The organism is Sphingomonas echinoides, assembly GCF_029623395.1.
GTDB classification, from domain to species: domain Bacteria; phylum Pseudomonadota; class Alphaproteobacteria; order Sphingomonadales; family Sphingomonadaceae; genus Sphingomonas; species Sphingomonas echinoides_A.
Genome location: NZ_JAPYKK010000001.1, coordinates 299,534 through 316,735, shown reverse-complemented (window position 1 = coordinate 316,735; position 17,202 = coordinate 299,534). Strand labels below are relative to the sequence as shown.

Annotated in this window: 10 protein-coding genes; 5 read left to right on the top strand and 5 right to left on the bottom strand. The window is 64.4% G+C overall.

From position 1 onward, the window contains the following. Positions 1-121 precede the first annotated feature (121 nt). On the top strand, positions 122-856 hold the full coding sequence (locus tag QBJ92_RS01320) for a M23 family metallopeptidase (protein ID WP_431358345.1): 735 nt from the start codon (positions 122-124) through the stop codon (positions 854-856). On the opposite strand, the gene QBJ92_RS01315 is transcribed toward QBJ92_RS01320, so the two are convergent. Continuing rightward, positions 853-1,386, bottom strand: coding sequence for a hypothetical protein (locus tag QBJ92_RS01315; protein ID WP_277967860.1), 534 nt, complete (start codon positions 1,384-1,386; stop codon positions 853-855). The two genes, QBJ92_RS01320 and QBJ92_RS01315, sit on opposite strands and share 4 nt — an antisense overlap. Before the next feature lie 227 nt (positions 1,387-1,613). On the opposite strand from QBJ92_RS01315, the gene QBJ92_RS01310 reads away from it, so the two are divergent. Then, entirely contained in the window at positions 1,614-4,700 is a 3,087-nt protein-coding gene (locus QBJ92_RS01310) for a TonB-dependent receptor domain-containing protein (protein ID WP_277967859.1), read from the top strand. Between the two features lie 83 nt (positions 4,701-4,783). Here QBJ92_RS01310 and QBJ92_RS01305 read toward each other — a convergent pair whose 3' ends face one another. Both QBJ92_RS01305 and QBJ92_RS01300 read right to left on the bottom strand, forming a co-directional pair. Further along, positions 4,784-6,439: a tetratricopeptide repeat-containing sulfotransferase family protein gene (locus QBJ92_RS01305; protein WP_277967858.1), complete on the bottom strand. Its 1,656-nt coding sequence runs from the start codon at positions 6,437-6,439 to the stop codon at positions 4,784-4,786. A 321-nt stretch (positions 6,440-6,760) separates the two neighbouring features. Further along, the gene (locus QBJ92_RS01300) at positions 6,761-7,822 is read right to left on the bottom strand and encodes a hypothetical protein (RefSeq protein WP_277967857.1); all 1,062 of its coding nucleotides are present in this window, start codon (positions 7,820-7,822) and stop codon (positions 6,761-6,763) included. Between the two features lie 62 nt (positions 7,823-7,884). Between QBJ92_RS01300 and QBJ92_RS01295 the strand changes: the two genes are divergently transcribed. Further along, positions 7,885-9,177: an aspartyl/asparaginyl beta-hydroxylase domain-containing protein gene (locus QBJ92_RS01295; RefSeq protein WP_277967856.1), complete on the top strand. Its 1,293-nt coding sequence runs from the start codon at positions 7,885-7,887 to the stop codon at positions 9,175-9,177. Here the strand turns inward: QBJ92_RS01295 and QBJ92_RS01290 are convergent. Continuing rightward, complete coding sequence (locus QBJ92_RS01290; protein ID WP_277967855.1) at positions 9,167-10,135, bottom strand: hypothetical protein; 969 nt, start codon at positions 10,133-10,135, stop codon at positions 9,167-9,169. The genes QBJ92_RS01295 and QBJ92_RS01290 overlap by 11 nt on opposite strands. Before the next feature lie 48 nt (positions 10,136-10,183). Between QBJ92_RS01290 and QBJ92_RS01285 the strand changes: the two genes are divergently transcribed. After that, on the top strand, positions 10,184-11,158 hold the full coding sequence (locus tag QBJ92_RS01285) for a TauD/TfdA family dioxygenase (protein WP_277967854.1): 975 nt from the start codon (positions 10,184-10,186) through the stop codon (positions 11,156-11,158). 322 nt (positions 11,159-11,480) lie between these two features. Beyond that, on the top strand, positions 11,481-14,444 hold the full coding sequence (locus QBJ92_RS01280) for a TonB-dependent receptor domain-containing protein (RefSeq protein ID WP_277967853.1): 2,964 nt from the start codon (positions 11,481-11,483) through the stop codon (positions 14,442-14,444). A 92-nt stretch (positions 14,445-14,536) separates the two neighbouring features. Here the strand turns inward: QBJ92_RS01280 and clpB are convergent, their stop codons facing one another. After that, positions 14,537-17,116, bottom strand: a complete 2,580-nt coding sequence (gene clpB, locus QBJ92_RS01275; protein WP_277967852.1) for an ATP-dependent chaperone ClpB — start codon at positions 17,114-17,116, stop codon at positions 14,537-14,539. Positions 17,117-17,202 lie beyond the last annotated feature (86 nt).

Below are 17,202 nucleotides of genomic sequence, written 5' to 3'. Positions count from 1 at the left end.
TGATGCAAGGGAACCACGTAGCAGCCCAAGGCCAACGGTTGCCCCGGTCCGGGCGCCCGCATCCGTCGCGCGACCCGAGCGCACCGGCTTCACCTACACCGGCAACCGTACACAGGGCGGTTTGCTACTGGGCATCGCTCCCGAACGGACTCGGCAATTGCTGTTCGACGGCGTCGCCGTCCCGGTGGCCGCAGACGGGCGCTTCGTGATCGCGTTCGACCGCGATGCGGCGCCAAGCGCGACGCTCGTGGCCACCCGCGACGACGGTCAGATAGTGCGAGATACGCTGACGGTCGCGCCGCGCGCATGGGATATCTCGCGCCTGTCGACCTTGCCCAAGATCCCGTTGCCGCAACCCGAATTCGATCGCCTCCGTCCCGCCGAACTCGCGCAGATCGTCGCCGCGCGGCGCCTTCAGACGGATGCGCAAGGCTGGCGACAAGCCTTCATATGGCCGACGACCGGACGGATCTCGACGCTGTTCGGATCGCAGCGAATCTATCGCAATGGTGAGGCGGGATCGTACCATTCCGGGCTCGACGTCGCCAAGCCGACGGGGTCGGTCATCGTGGCGCCCGCCGACGGTGCGGTGATCCTGGCGGCGGACCATCCGTTCACGCTGGAGGGAAACCTGTTGATGATCGATCATGGGATGGGCCTGAACAGCGCGTTCCTGCATCTGTCACGGATCGACGTGCGGGTCGGGGATCATGTCCGGCGCGGGCAACCGATCGCGCTGTCGGGCGCGACCGGCCGCGCGACCGGCCCGCATTTGCACTGGAGCCTGCGCTGGAACGCGGCGAAGATCGACCCGCTGTTGGTCGCAGGCCCGATGGTGGAAGACGAACAGCGTTAGCGGATGCGTTTGACGTCGACCGCCCGTCCACTCCCGATGCGCGCGGTGTAGCGACCGAGTAGCCCAGCCTTTATGGTCATCGTGTCGCCCTTGCGGGGCGCGAACGCAGGCGAATCGGTCAACGACTGCCATTCACCGCCTTCGGAAAGCGTGATCCCCCACAAGCCATAGGACACCTGCCGCACCGCCGTCACCGTGCTGGTGATCTCCTTGACGTCGGTATCGGTTGCAGCGCGGGGATCGTCCTGGCTGGTGCCGAACAGGTTCAGATGCGGGAGCGAGAAGCCGAAAAGCGAACGTTTGGCACTTTGCAAAGCCTCACGATCGATGATCCGAATTTCGCGTTTGTCGAGCGCTTCAAGTAGGTCCGACGTGGACCGTTCGTAACAGCCAAGACGTTGATCGACCGGTATTGTTGCACAGGCCTTCATGGTCGAGACGAGGCTGTCGCTACGTCGCTCGGCGGCCGGTGCAACCGTGGGCAGCAAGCACGCCAAGCTGACAAATAGTGGCGCGACGCGATGACGCATGGACCGTACTCCGAAGGAAAATGTGCCCCGTTATACCCTGCAAGCCGAGCGCGGCAATTGCATCCGGGACGGCCCTATGTAGCTAAAACGTCACACGCGTAACAAATATGTGATTAGCGCCATATTAGGTCGTTGCCGTGTTGCCCGCTGTTAGAATAGCAATGCTGCAATATCCGGCAACGAACGGATTAGAGGTATATGGCCGTACCGGCCAAAACGGGGGTAACATGAAGACATCGACGAGATCGCTGCTGCTTGGTTCGACGCTTTTCGCCACAGCGGCAATGGGCTGTGCACCAGCCTTTGCTCAGACAGCACCGGCAACGCCGCCATCCGATACGGCTGGCCAGCCTGCTCCCACCGATAGCGGCGGCAGCGACATCATCGTCACCGGCAGCCTTATCCGGAACCCCAATCTGGTCAGCTCCACGCCCGTTTCGGTGATCAGCTCCGACGAGCTGGCGCTCCGCCAGACCAACACCGCTGAGCAAATCCTGCGTGACTTGCCGGGCGCGGTCGCGAGCATCGGTTCGGCGGTCAACAACGGCAACGGCGGCGCGTCCTTCGCGGATCTTCGCGGCCTCGGCAACTTCCGCAACGTCATCCTGCTGGACGGCAACCGGATTGCGCCTTCGAGCACCGTTGGTCGTGTCGATCTCAACAACATCCCGCTCGCACTGGTGCAGCGTGTCGACACGCTGACTGGCGGCGCTGCTACCACCTATGGCGCAGACGCGGTTTCGGGCGTCATCAACTTCATTACGCGGCAGGACTTCTCGGGCGTCGAGGCTTCGGTCTCGAACCAGATCACCGAACGCGGCGATGGCAAGTATTTCCGTGGCGACCTGACCGTCGGTTCCAATTTCGATGACGGGCGCGGCAACGCCGTGCTGTCGCTCGGCTATCAGAAGTCCGACCCTGTGTACCAGGGCGCCCGCGATATTTCGATCAACAACTACACCTCGACCAGCGGCGCGCAGGGCGGTTCCGGCACCACGGTTCCGACGCGCTTTTCGGTCGCAGGTCTCGGCACCGGCGCTAACCGCGTCTCGGGCAACCGCCAGATTAACCCGACCACCGGCGCGCTGCAGTCGCCGGTCGTGCCGTTCAACTTCAACCCGTACAACGTCTACCAGACGCCGTTCCAGCGCTATAACATCTACGGTGCGGCACGGTATGAAGTGTCGGACAACATCGAAGTCTATTCGCGCGGCATGTTCTCGAAGAACAAGGTGAGCACGATCATCGCACCATCGGGCATCTTCGGCTCGTCGCTGTCGATTCCGTTCTCCAACCCGTACCTTCCCGCAGCAGCACGGCAGACCTTCTGCAACAACAACCCGACCTTCAACGCGAACAATGTGCAGGTTGCACAGCTTACTGCGGCCGAGTGCGCGGCGGCGGCTACGGCCACCTCGCCGGCTGACCCCAACTTCCGCTACTTCAATGTCGCAACCAACCGTCGCACGTCGGAAGTCGGGTCGCGCATTTCTGACTATCAGACGACGCTGTTCGATTATCGCGCAGGCGTGAAAGTTGGCATCACCGACTCGATCAAGCTCGACGTCAACGGGTCGTATGGCGAATCGGAGAACGTCCAGACGATCCAGAACTACGTCCTGACCTCGCGCGTCCGGGCAGCCGCGTTCGCCACCAACACCACCACCTGTCTCGCCGGTGCACCCAATGGTGCCGCCAGCATCACGGCGGGCACGGGTTGCGTTCCGATCAACTTGTTCGGGCCGGACGGGTCGATCGGGGCGAACCAAATCTCGTATCTGACCGCGACTAGCACCTCGACCAACCGCACGTCGCTCGCCCAGGCACGCGCGTTGTTGACGGGCGATATCGGTGCGGCCTCGCCCTTCGCCAGCGATCCGATCGGCTTTGCACTCGGTGCGGAATATCGCGACTATCAGGCTTCGCAATCGTCGGACACGCTGTCGCAGCAAGCGGGCGAACTGGGCGGTGCCGGCGGTGCTGCGCCAAGCTACACCGGTGGATATAACGTCAAGGAAGCTTACGGCGAGCTCAACGTCCCGCTCGTCGCGGACAAGCCCTTCTTCAAGAGCCTGACGCTCGAGGGCGGGTTGCGCTATTCGAGCTACAAGGTCGATACGTCGCCATCGCGCGGCTACAACACGGTTACCTACAAGGGCGGCGCAAACTGGGAGCCAGTGCGGGGCATCCGTATCCGCGGTACCTATCAGCGTGCGGTCCGCGCGCCGAACATTAACGAACTGTTCGCGCCGGTCACGACCGGTCTGACCAACCTCTCGTATGATGCGTGCGCAGGCGTCGCTCCAGCGACAAACGCGGTTCTGCGTTCCGTCTGCCTTGCACAAGGTGCGCCGACGGCGTCGATCGGGAGCATACAGGTCCCGACGGCGGCGCAAGCAAACTTCACCAGCGGCGGGAACATCAACCTCCGCCCCGAGAAGTCGGATTCGTATACGCTCGGTGTCGTGTTCCAGCCCGAATATGTTCCCGGCCTTTCGATCTCGGTCGATTATTACAACATCTCGATCCGTGATGCGATTTCGCAGCTGACGGCCGGCAACGCGTATAACCTGTGCTTCGGCAACCGCACCGGTGGGGGCCTGACGGCTTCTAGCGCAACCGATCCGAACTGCCTTTCGATCCGCCGCAACCCGGCAACGGGTGCGCTCGATGGCGATCCCGCCACGACGCAGGGGCTCGGTATCATTCCTGCCAACGACGGCCGGGTGTTGACCGACGGTATCGATCTCAGCGCGAACTATCGGCGTAACCTCGGTTTCGCCAAGCTGAACCTCAGCTTCCTGGGCAACTATACCGCACGGTCGCGGTTCCAGGCCAAGCCGGGTTCGGACGTGCTGAACTGCGTCGGGCTCTACGGTCAGAACTGCGGGTCGCCGGCTTCGGCGGGTCCGTCGTCGTCGGCCGGGTCGCTGCAACCCCAGATCACCTGGAACCAGCGCACGACGCTGACCTTCGATCGAATCGATTTCTCGGTGAACTGGCGTCATATCAGCCGCATGCGCGTTGAAGACGGCGTGACGACCTTCTCGGGTACGATCGCAACGGGTGCGCTGGCCGGCAAGGTCGTCAACTTCGGCAAGATCCCGGCGTATAACTACTTCGATCTGGCAACCCGCGTTGCGGTCGGGGATCATTTCGACCTGACCTTCACCGTGATGAACCTGTTCGATCGCGGTGCTCCGATTGTCGGCGGAACCGTCGGGTCGACCTCGTTCAACAGCGGCAATACCTATCCGTCGACGTATGACGTGCTTGGTCGTCGCTTCGCGATCGGTGCCAGCGTGCGCTTCTGACGACTGGTATAATAAGGACGTAACTGGGGCGGGCCGCGAGGTCCGCCCTTTTTTCTGGTTTCGGTAAAGGCGCTTGGTGTCGACTAACCGTCGCTGCCGAACCGCGCGACCCACGGGGCCAGGATTGGAAGGACCGGTGCAAGCTGGTCGGCATAGCGCCGCCATTGTCCGCCGCCATTGTACAGTCCCTTGCGGACTTGCGTCTCGCTCGCGGTGCGGACGCCGCGAGCCTTTGCGGTGCGGGCGAACGTCTCGAAATCGTCGGTCCACGCCATCCCGACAAAATCGGCGAGTGCGCGCACGGTCGTCGTGAAGGTCGCAACGAGCTGATCGTACCGCACTTCATGGAACGCGATCGGCAGGCGTTCCAGCGCCAGATCGATCAGCCGCATCAAGGCGTCGTAATGCCGGGCGGTCTCCTCGAGCTCGCTGAAGGCCCAGGCCCCTGCGCCAGGCGTGAAATTCACGCGGAAACAGCTCAGCACGACGTCGCGCGGATCCCGGCGCATCACGACGAAGCGCGCGTCCGGAAAGACCTGCGCGAGGATCGGCAGCTTGATCCCGTTGAACGGATTCATGTCGACCAGCACCTTGCCCGCAACCGGACCGGCAAGGTTCGCGACGCGATCCCAATACGCCATCCGCAGCTCGTGGAGGATCGCGGGATCGAGCGTATCGATTGCCGGCATGGTCCCGTCGTTGGCCAACAAGCGAGCATCGAGATCGACCAGCGTGTCGCGTTCTTCCAGCGCGACGACATCGGGCGCGCTGGCGAGAATGTTCTCGATCAGCGTCGTTCCCGAACGGGGATAGCCGAGCAGGAACACATGCGTTGCCGCCGCTGCGGGGATTGGCGCGACCGCCGGGCGTGTCGCGACGTGGCCGGTCGCGACGACCTGCGCGGTGATCCGCTCGATGAACGCGCGGTGCGACGGTCGGCCGGGTTGCGGGGCAAGCAAGGCGCGATGCGCATCGCGGAACGTGGCCTGTGCGGCCTGGTAACAGGCGAACGCCTCGGGCGGGCGGTCCAGCCGGTCCAGGGCGTCGCCGAGCAAAGTGAGCGAGCGGATCCGATCTTCCGGCGCCAGGCGCGTTGCGAGGAGCGGGCGCAGCACGGCCTCGGCGCGCGCGCCGTCCCGCGCTTCGACCGCCAGCAAGGCGAGGGCGAAACTGGCAGAGGGTTCGTGCGGGTTGAGGGCGAGCGCGCGGCGCGCATAGGTCTCCGCTGCAACGGTATCGCCACGCCGCGCGGCGCTATCGCCGAGCTTCCCGAGCGCTGGGGACAGCGTCGGATCAAGCGCGATGGCGCGTTCGTAGCTCGCCGCCGCGGCTTCGTCGGCGCGCTGTGCGTCGAGCACATAACCGCGTTCCAGCCAGGCGGCGGCATGGCGCGGCTCGGCTGCGACGACGGTGTCGAGCACCGCAAGCGCTTCGTCCAGAAACCCTTGCTTCCGCAGGACGGCGCCAATCGATCCGAGGATCGCCACGTCCCCCGGGCTGATCGCCAGCGCGCGCTGCAGCAGCGCATGCGCGGCGCCATAATCCCCCGCCTCTTCCTTGCGCCATGCCGCAAGATTGAGAATTAGCGGATCGATCCGGTTCAGCGCGACGGCGCGCTCGGCAAGGACGGCCGCCCGCTCGATGTCGCCAATGGAGAGCGCCTGTTCGATCTTTGCGCGATCGGTAGCGTCGGCACCGGATCCGCGCGAACGATGCCCCTTGATCGGTCGGTTTGACATTGTCGTTCTTCAATCCTTATCATCGAATTGGCAGACCGCCATATCCCGTCACTGGTGAGGTTCTTATGTTGATCCTGCTTTTAGTGTCTCTCTTCGGCGTAGAGCCTCAGTCAACACCATCGCCAACGACTGCCACGAAATCTGCAAACGATCCTGAGAAAGTAATCTGTAGACGTTTCGCTGTAACCGGGTCGCTCGTCAGTTCCTACAAGTCGTGCAAGACACGCCGTGAGTGGGATATCGAGCGGGAAGCGCTGCGCGCCACCGGTCCCGGGAGCGATTCTTGCCGCAATTCCGGCAATGGGGGCCCCTGCTGACCCGCTAGGCGACAAGCGGAGACGGCCCGTCCAGCGCGATCCCTGCGGACGCGGCGACCTTTTCCGCCCAGTGTGCGACCTTGTCGATCTCATCCGCATGGAGCTGGTCGCCATGCGCGATTTCTGTGGTCCGGTCGCGCGCGTCGAAGGGCGTGCCCGACTTGGAATGGGTCCGAAATGCCGGTCCTGCAGCGATTTCGGCGACATCCGCTGCGCTTAGAGGGCGAGCGGTAAGCGCCGCAAATGCTGCGACCGCGCCCGCTGGATCGCGCATCAACGTGGCACTATCGAGCGTCCGGACGCGCTCCGGCCCGAATTGATCGACAAGGCGTGCGAACAGCTGTTGGTTGGCAAGCCAGCCAATTGCGGCGACCTGAAGATCGGTCTGCCCAAGGTAGTCGCGTGGACCGAAGCCGAGCTGGACGAGCTTGTCGTCAAGCATCCCGGTCAGCAATGTCCGCACCCATAGCCGTCCGTCCAACCCCTTGCGCGCGATCGAGCCGAGATAGGTGCGCAGCGGGGCGTAGAGCAGCACCGCGCAGGACTCTTCCCGTAAGGTCAGCATCGCCGGCGCCAGCGCATTCACTGCGGTCGACGCCTTGACGCACACCATCTCACCCGGCCCGAACGGACGCGCGAGCAGCGTGAGCACGTCATCGAGCACCTCGGCCATATCGGATCCCTGGCCGCCGCGGCGGCGCCAGCCGATCAGATCGTTCAGGATGACGGGCTCCTTCAATCCCATTCCCCATCCCGGACGATCGAACGCGCGCGCGAGCAGCGTCGAGCAGCAGAAGGCGGAGTGGAACAGAAAGTGCAGCGGCGCGCGGGGTGGCGCGGCGGCGATCGCATCCTGTCGCCGTACGACCAGCGGATCGAGGCCAGCAGGCAGATGCTCGTCCGTGGCAAAGGTCGCCTGCGCATGGATTGCCCGGGACACGGGTAGAAAATGGACCGCGTCATGCTCCGGATCGTAGCGATGCGCCAACCACGTCGCATCGCGCGCCACCGCCTCGACCGAAGGGGGGCGGCTCTGCGGTCCGCCTGACAAGTTAGCCTGTGTCATCGCTGCTGTTTGTGCATCCTGCCTCGCATTGTCTAGTCGCTGCCGCACCGATATGCAGGGGCATGGATGATGCCCGGATACAGCGGCTGCTCGACGCAGCCGTTCAGGAACGTCGCGCGGGGCGGACCGCCGCCGCGGTCCAATTGTTTCAAGACGTGCTCGCGCAGGGTGGCGAACATCCGAAGGCGCTCAATGCGCTTGGGTTGAACGCTTTGGAGTCCGGCGCGCACGATGCGGCGATCGGGCTGCTCCAGCGTGCAATCGCGGCGGATCCGACTGCCCCCGAACTGTGGATGAACCTTGCGCGCGCGCACCGCGAACGTGGCGACAATGCCGGCGAAGAGGCCGCGCTGAACGGCGCGCTTGCGATCGACCAGCGGTATTTCATGGCGCTGGTCCGGATGGCGGAGCTGCACGAGCGGCAAGGGGACTCGGTGCGTGCGGCCGAGCGTTGGGGCGGCGTGCTCGCGATCGCGGCGGGGATCGACGAACCGAACGACGGGCTTGTCGCGATGCTCGATCATGCGCGCAACTATGTCCTGCGTCAGCGCGAGTCCTTTGCCCGTACGATCGACACCGGTCTCACGGCCGAGCGGGGGGCTCTGGCGGCAGTCGACCGCCGACGCGTGGATGCGTGCATTGATCACGCGCTCGGGCGCCGCACGATCTACACCAACAACTGTGCCGGAATGCACTTTCCGTTTTTACCGGCGGACGAGTTCTTCCCACGGCAGCACTTCCCCTGGCTCGCCGAAATCGAAGCCAAGACCGAGGTGATCCGCGACGAGCTCACCGCGATCCTGGCGGAGGATGCGGCACTCGTGCGTCCCTACGTCGCGATGGCGCCCGGCACTCCGCTGAACAAATGGTCGGCGCTCGACCATTCGCTGCAATGGGGCGCGCTGCATCTGTGGAAGGACGGGCGGCGGGACGATGCCGTCTGCGCGCGCGCGCCGCAGACCGCTGCCGCGATCGAGGGGCTTCCGTTGTCGGACCTGCCGCAGCGAACCCCCACCGTCTTCTTTTCGATCCTGCAGCCGGGTGCGCATCTGCCGGCGCATACCGGTGTCAGCAATGTGCGCGCGATCGTCCATCTGCCGTTGATCGTGCCGACGGGTTGCAGCTTCCGCGTCGGGGGGGAGACCCGGGATTGGCGGGAAGGGGAAGCCTGGGTGTTCGACGACACGATCGAGCATGAAGCGTGGAATCGGTCGGAGCAGATGCGCGCGATCCTGATCTTCGACGTCTGGAATCCGTATATTACCGAGGACGAGCGGGGATTGCTGCGACGCTTCTATGCGGTGGCTGGCGAAACCGACCATGCGCAGCAGTCGGTCATTCAGATCAGCGACTGAGTGCCGCGTTGGCGAGGGCCGCGTCCAGCGCGGCGCGGGCGGGGTGGCGTGCCGCCCAATCCTCCGCGATCGCGAGGTCCGGCGCGATCGCGGCAGCCACCGCGGCTTCACGTGCGAGACGGGCGGTATTGTCGAACGCCACCCCCGGATTTTTCGAATAGGTCGAGAACAACGGGCCTGCGACGGCCCTTTCAAGCGCTGCGCGGTCGTTGGGCAAGCCCAGATGCACGGCGGCGGCGGTCAACACCGGGACGGGGTCGGCAAAAAATACTTCGGCGTTGAGCGTGCGCGCGTTGGGGAGCGCGGCGAGGGTCTCGGCAAATGCCGTGGCCTGGGCGACCCACAGGGCGGCAGCGCGCTGGGCATCGCCATAGGCCGACCAGTCGCCGAGATAGGGGGCGAGCTGTGTGGTCACGTTCCGCAGCCAGACGCGATGGTCTTCGTTGCGCAGGATCGCGAGGAGATAGGGGCGCAACGGCAGGTAGAGCAGGATGGCGCGCGCCGTTGTGTCGGCGGCGGCGATGTCGGGCAGGAGGAAATTGACGGGCACGTTCGCCTTCACCAGCGTTGGCGCGTCGGGCCGATACCGTTTCGACGCCATCGCGAGCGATAGCCGAAGCAGCGCACCATCCCGCCGGATTGCCGATTGCCGCAGCGCAAGCGGCTCCCGCAGGACAAGACCCGCCCCAGAGTCATCGAGCGCGCGGGCGAGCAAGGTGGATCCGCAATGCGCCATGTGGAAAATCCACGAGGTGGGTTGCGCGGGCGGGATGCGCGGAACCAGCGCGTCGACCGGGATCGCGAGCCGTTCTTCGTGCGCCGGGGAGATCCGGCGATCGAGGAAGATCGATCGATGATAGGCCGCGCGGTCCATCGGGACGAACGTAGCATGGTCTGCCTCGAACGACTGAAGGTAATGATCGGGCGAGGTGAAGAGATCGTCGAAGGTCAAGGCCACGCTTCCCCTATAGCGTGCGCCGCGCATGGCGGCTATCCCCGTGCCGCTATGGCCAAGATTCACCTGCCTGTTCTGCACCAGCCGCATGTCGTCATCGAAGCGGCGAACGAAGAGTCGATTATGGCGCTCGACCCCGCGCTGATCCTGGACCTCTACAAGGTGCATGGCGCGGTGCTGTTCCGCGGTTTCGGGATCGACGTTGCGCATTTCGGGGCATTCGCTCGGCAATTCTGTTCGACGGCGGTCGTCAACGAAAGCCCCGGACGCGAGCCAGTCGATGCCGCGGCCAACGTATTCACGGTGGATGCGGGAAACGGCGCCTTTGCCTTGCATCCCGAACTCTCCCGCGAACCGTGGAAGCCGGATGTGGCCTTCTTCGGCTGTCTGGTCGCGCCACGATCGGGCGGGCGCACGACCATCTGCGACGGGGTTGCCCTGGTCCGGGAAATGCCGGGGGCCGTGCGCAGTAAGCTTGCAGACCGACGTCTGCTGTACATCAAGCCGACTTGGCCTGCGCTGCTGGAATATTGGCTTGGCACCGCTACGCCGACCGATGCGCAACTCGCCGCGCCACCGCCCGAATGCCCCTATTACTTCCGGCGGTATCCCGACCGGGGGATTTTGCGCGTGTTCAGCCGCCCGGCATTCCACAAACCGATGTTCACCGATGCGCCGGCGTTCGGCAATTTCCTGCTTTTCTCGCGCTTCAATCATGGCCGCAACGATCACCCCGTGCTGGATGACGGGTATCCTGTTCCTGACGAATGGTTGCAGGCAATCAAGGCCACCGGCGATCATCTCAGTGCCGAGATCGAATGGGATCCGGGTGACCTGCTGATGCTCGACAACACGCGCTTCCTGCACGGCAGGACCGCAATCGTCGATACTGCGGAGCGGGTGATCCTGACGTATTTCGGATATCTCGCTTGCGCGATCCCCGATCCGGAAGAGCCTGCCGACGCGATCTGGCGGAGGATCGATTTTGAACCACCGCTGCGGCCCGACCATCCGGGACGCCCATAACGGGGCTGAGAGGCCTAGGCACTGCCGCCGATATGGTCGGGTGCCGGCCGCTCACGGCGGGGCCATTCCCTTCAAGAATTTCGCGAAACCTTTGCAACCACGACAAATAAGTCCGTTGCGGCTGTAATGTTGCAATGCAGTTACAGTCTATTGCTGAAGTGTCCTGCGCGGCGTTTTGGCGGCTTTACACAAGTCCGGCGCGACGCCAATCAGTCGACATGTCTCGGGGGGCCGAGCATCTGTATGCATCGGTTACGGGACTTGCCAACTACGCCACAGCGCCGCGTTTTCGCGCCGCGGTTGCGTTCGCAAGGATGTATGTGTGACCAAAAATCCGTTCGAAATTTCGAAGGCCCGACTTCTGACGGGTGCTGCCACGTGTGCCGTTCTGCTTTCGCTTGGCGCAACGCCCGCGCTCGCGCAGACGGCGCCGACCGCCCCCGCTGACGCCAATACCCCCGGTGCGGCCGCGATCCAGACGCAGTCCGCTCCGGCGGACGCGCAGGCGAACGCCGAAACGGGTCAGGACATCGTCGTTACCGGTACACTTTTCCGTCGGACCAACACCGAAACGCCATCGCCTGTGTCGGTCATCACCGCCGAGAACATCGCCGCGCGCGGTCTCACGACCACCGCCGACGTGATCCAGTCGATCTCGGCGGGCAATGGCGGCAGCATCCCGCAGGGCTTCGGCAACGCGTTCGCATCCGGCGCGCAGGGCGTTTCGCTCCGCGGTCTTTCGACCAACTCGACGCTCGTCCTGTTCGACGGCCTGCGTCCCGCTTATTATCCTCTCGCCGATGACGGCCAGCGCAGCTTCGTCGATCTCAACACCATCCCGGGTGCGATCGTCGAGCGGATCGAGACGCTGCGCGACGGCGCGTCGTCGACCTATGGTGCCGACGCGGTCGGCGGCGTGGTCAACGTGATCCTCAAGAAGGAAATCAAGGGCGTCAGCGGCAACGTCGAAGGCGGCATTTCCGAGCGCGGCGATGCCGGTCAGCAGCGTGCGCGCCTGACCGCGGGCTACGGCGATCTCGCCAGTCAGGGCTTCAACTTTTACGTCAGCGGCGAATATCAGCACCAGAACGCGCTGTTCGCGAACCAGCGCGAATTCCCCTACAACACCAAGAACCTGTCCTCGATCGACGCGGGCGGCGGCTTCACCGGTGCCAACGGCAACGTTAATTTCCTCGCGCCGAGCACGTCTGCCTCGAGCAGCACGACCGCCGCGGTCGTGCGCCCGGCAACCTACACCCCGGGCAACATCCTGAGCGGCGTGCCGATCGTCGGCGGGCGCTATCAGGTGCTGCAGCAGGGAGGTTGCGCGGGTGCCGCGCAGCCCAACATCGCGCACAGCAACGTCAACGGGCAATATTGCGAACAGGATCAGGTCAACCAGTACAGCCAGATCCTCCCGGACCAGACCCGCTTTGGCGGCACCGCACATCTAACCGCGAACATTGGCGCGAACGCACAGGCCTATCTGACCGGTACGTTCTACCAGAGCATCATCTTCCAGCAGCGCACGCCGAGCTCGCTGCGGTCGAACAACCCGGCCTACACGTTCGGTCTGGTGCTCCCGGCGAACCTGTCGAACGGCACGCTCAACCCGCAGAACCCTTATGCCGCAACCGGGCAGGGCGCGCTGATCTTCTATCGCTTCGGCGACATCGCCTCGACGCTCAAGAACACTTCGAGCACCTACCGCATCGCTGGCGGGATCGACGGCAAGTTCGGCGGGGACAACAGCTGGGCTTATACACTGCACGGCACGTACATGCGCACCAACCTGACGCAGGACCGCACCGGCAACATCAACATCGCGGGCCTTACCAGCGCGATCAACAACGGGACCTACAACTTCATCGACCCGACTGCCAACAGCGCGGCGGTGCGCTCGCTCATCTCGCCCAACCAGCAGAGCAAGGCGCATTCGGAGACGGCGGAAGTCCAGGGCATCCTGACGCACGCGCTGTTCGACCTGCCGGGCGGTCCGCTCAACCTCGGTGTCGGTGGCGAGTTCCGCTACGAGAACATCTATGATCCGACCCCGAACCCGGGTTCGCAGTTCCTCGACATCAACGCCTTCTCGGCGGTTGGTCACCGGTTCGTCACGTCGGGCTTCTTCGAGCTCAACGCACCGGTGCTCAAGCAGCTCGAAGTCAATCTGTCGGGTCGCTATGATCATTATTCGACCGGTTTCGGCCGCTTCTCGCCCAAGGTCGGCGCGAAGTTCACGCCGATCCGCCAGCTGGCGATCCGCGGGACCTATTCGCAGGGCTTCCGTGCCCCGTCGATCCCCGAGACCAGCGGCAATGTCGTCGGTTTCGTCAATTACACGCCACCTGAAGCGACGCAGGCCGCGCATGGCGGCAACTCCTATGTCGGCACGTACAGCCTTGGCCTCAACTCGGTCGGCAACCGCGACCTGAAGCCGGAGACCTCGCGCAGCTTCACCGGCGGCGCGGTGTTCCAGCCGGTGCGCTGGCTCAGCATGACGGTGGATTATTACAACATCCACAAGAAGGACCTGATCTACAACCCGGCGGACTCGACCTACGCCAACACCTATCTTGCAGGCGGCGCGTTGCCGGCCGGAGTCACGATTACGCCGAACCCGGTCGATCCGGCCTATCCCGGCCTGACTCCGACCCCGGCGTTCGTCAACGCAGCGTACATCAACGGTCAGTCGTTGCAGACGTCGGGCATTGACGGCCAGATTTCAGCAAGTGTTCCGTTGGGCCGCGGCATCAAGCTGACCTCCTCACTCGAGGGGACGCTGATCCTTGAGTATAAGGTCAACACCGGCATCAACGGGGTGTACGACTATCTCGGTACGCTCGGGCCATACAACACGACCTCGGCCTCGGGCACGCCGCGCTGGCGCGCCAACTGGCAGAACACGCTTGAGGCAGGGGCCTACTCGCTCACGGCGACGACCTACTTCACTAGCGGGTATAAGGGCTACGCAGCGGATTATACTGGCGTGGGGAGCTGTGCCGCAGGCAGAACGCCCGCGTCGAGCTACCTGTATAACGGAGATCTGTCGCGGGTCACCGGTGGCGCGCTGCAGTGCACGGTCAAGCACTTCCTCAGCGTCGACCTGAACGGCAGCGTCAAGGTGAACGACAAGTTCACCTTCTACGCGATCGTCCAGAACCTGTTCGATGCGCACGCACCGTTCGACCCGAATACGTACGGCGGCAACAACTACAACCCGGCCTGGGCCGCATCGGGCATCATCGGCCGCTCGATCAAGGCAGGTGCCAACTTCAAGTTCTGATCCCTTCCGGGGCGAACACGAGAAAGGGGCGGTCTCCATCCGGAGGCCGCCCCTTTTTTTGGTCTCCCCTCCCTTTCAGGGAGGGGAGACCATCACTCCACCACCAGCTCCAGCTTCCCGTCACCTTCGTCGACCCGCACCGTGGCCCCATCCTTCACGCTCCCGCGCAGGATCAGATCCGCGAGCGGGTCCTGCAGATAGCGCTGCACCGCGCGCTTCAGCGGTCGCGCGCCGTACACCGGATCATAGCCGACCCGCCCGAGCCACAGCCGCGCCGCATCGGTCAGATCCAACGTCACCTTGCGCTCGCCGAGCAACGTCGCAATCCGCTTGACCTGAATGTCGACGATCGGCGCCATTTCCGCCTGGCCGAGCCGGTGGAACAGTACGATCTCGTCGAGCCGGTTGAGGAATTCCGGCCGGAAATGCCCGCGCACGATCTCCATCACCTGCGGCTCGACTGAAGCAACGTCCTCGCCTTCGCCCAAGGTCGTCAGCACCTGGCTGCCGAGGTTGGAGGTCAGCACGATGATCGTGTTGGTGAAGTCCACCGTGCGGCCCTGGCCGTCGGTCAGCCGCCCGTCGTCGAGCACTTGCAACAGGATGTTGAAGACGTCGCCGTGCGCCTTCTCGACCTCGTCGAACAGCACGACCTGATACGGCCTACGACGAACCGCCTCGGTCAGCACGCCGCCTTCCTCATAGCCGACATAGCCCGGAGGCGCGCCGATCAGCCGCGCGACGGCGTGCTTTTCCATGAACTCGCTCATGTCGATGCGGACCATCGCGGTCGGGTCGTCGAACAGGAACTCGGCGAGCGCCTTGGTCAGCTCGGTCTTGCCCACGCCCGTCGGCCCGAGGAACAGGAACGATCCGAGCGGTCGGTTCGGGTCCTGCAACCCAGCGCGCGCACGCCGCACCGCGGTCGATACCGCGCGGATCGCGTTCTGCTGGCCGATGACGCGCTTGCCGATAGTCGCTTCCATTGCGAGCAGCTTGTCGCGCTCGCCTTCGAGCATCCGCTCGACCGGAATCCCGGTCCAGCGCGCGACGACGCCCGCGATGTCCTCGCCCGTGACTTCCTCGCGCAGCATCGCGCCCTTGGTGGCGCCCGCCGCGGCATCCAACTGGCGCTGGAGATCGGGGATGCGCCCGTAGGACAGCTCGCCCGCCTTCGCCAGATCACCCGCACGCTGCGCCTGTTCCAGTTCGAGCCTGGCGGCGTCGATCTGCTCCTTGAGCTTGGCCTCGGCGGAGATCTTGTCCTTCTCGCCCTGCCAGCGCGTCGTCAGTTCGCTCGACTGCTGCTCGAGATTGGCGAGTTCGCCGTCGAGCTTGACCAGCCGGTCACGCGACGCTTCGTCGCTCTCGCGCTTCAACGCCTCGCGCTCGATCTTGAGCTGGATGATCCGCCGGTCGAGGATCTCGATTTCTTCGGGCTTGCTCTCGACCTCCATGCGGATGCGCGACGCCGCCTCGTCCATCAGGTCGATCGCTTTGTCGGGAAGGAAGCGGTCGGTGATGTAGCGGTTCGACAAGGTCGCCGCCGCGACGATCGCCGCATCGGTGATCCGCACGCCGTGGTGGAGTTCGTATTTCTCCTTCAACCCGCGCAGGATCGAGATCGTGTCAGGCACGGTCGGCTCGCCGACGAACACCGGCTGGAAGCGGCGCTGCAATGCCGCGTCCTTCTCGACGTACTTGCGATACTCGTCGAGCGTGGTCGCGCCGACGCAATGCAGTTCGCCGCGCGCCAACGCCGGTTTCAGCAGGTTTCCCGCATCCATCGCGCCTTCGGATTTCCCCGCGCCGATCAGCTGGTGCATCTCGTCGATGAACAGGACGATGTCGCCCTCGGCCGCCTTCACTTCGTCGAGCACGCCTTTCAGCCGCTCCTCGAACTCGCCGCGATATTTGGCACCCGCGATCAGCGAGCCCATGTCGAGCGACATCAGCTTGCGGTCCTTGAGCGTATCCGGAACGTCGCCATTGGCGATGCGCAACGCGAGCCCCTCGGCGATCGCGGTCTTGCCCACGCCGGGCTCGCCGATCAGCACCGGATTGTTCTTGGTGCGGCGCGCGAGGATCTGGATCGTGCGGCGGATTTCCTCGTCGCGGCCGATCACGGGGTCGAGCTTGCCGTCGCGCGCCGCCTGGGTCAGGTCGCGCGCGAACTTCTTCAAGGCGTCGAACTTGTCCTCGGCCCCCGCGCTGTCGGCGACGCGGCCATTGCGCACCTTCTCGATCGCCGCATTGAGCGCCTCGGGAGACACGCCCGCGGTCTTGAGCGCCTTGCCCGCTGCGGTGTTAAGCGACAAAGCCAGCGCGACGAGCAGCCGCTCGACGGTGACGAAACTGTCGCCCGACTTGGTCGCGATCTGCTCGGCCTGGTCGAGCACGCGCACCGCATCATTGTCGAGCCCCGGCGTCTGTTGCGCGCCGCTGCCCGATACCGCCGGGATCTTCGCCAGCAGCAGGTCGGTCTCGCTCGCCGCGCGCTTGGCGTCGCCGCCAGCGGCGGTGATCAGCCCGGACGCCATGCCCTGCTCATCCTCGAGCAGCGCTTTGAGGATATGCTCGGGGGCGATCCGCTGATGGCTCATGCGGATCGCGACGGTCTGCGCCGATTGCAGGAAGCCTTTGGCGCGATCGGTAAATTTCTCGATGTTCATCCACCACCCTCACAGTTGCTTTCGCGCCGATATGGTGTTGCAAATATACAACACAAGTCGTGAGACTACGGATTGCGTGACAAATC

Bases quoted from the DNA above. Each gene is read 5' to 3' on its own strand.
- QBJ92_RS01315 (WP_277967860.1), bottom strand. From the start codon at position 1,386: ATGCGTCATCGCGTCGCGCCACTATTTGTCAGCTTGGCGTGCTTGCTG.
- QBJ92_RS01310 (WP_277967859.1), top strand. From the start codon at position 1,614: ATGAAGACATCGACGAGATCGCTGCTGCTTGGTTCGACGCTTTTCGCC.
- QBJ92_RS01305 (WP_277967858.1), bottom strand. From the start codon at position 6,439: ATGTCAAACCGACCGATCAAGGGGCATCGTTCGCGCGGATCCGGTGCC.
- QBJ92_RS01300 (WP_277967857.1), bottom strand. From the start codon at position 7,822: ATGACACAGGCTAACTTGTCAGGCGGACCGCAGAGCCGCCCCCCTTCG.
- QBJ92_RS01295 (WP_277967856.1), top strand. From the start codon at position 7,885: ATGGATGATGCCCGGATACAGCGGCTGCTCGACGCAGCCGTTCAGGAA.
- QBJ92_RS01285 (WP_277967854.1), top strand. From the start codon at position 10,184: ATGGCCAAGATTCACCTGCCTGTTCTGCACCAGCCGCATGTCGTCATC.
- clpB (WP_277967852.1), bottom strand. From the start codon at position 17,116: ATGAACATCGAGAAATTTACCGATCGCGCCAAAGGCTTCCTGCAATCG.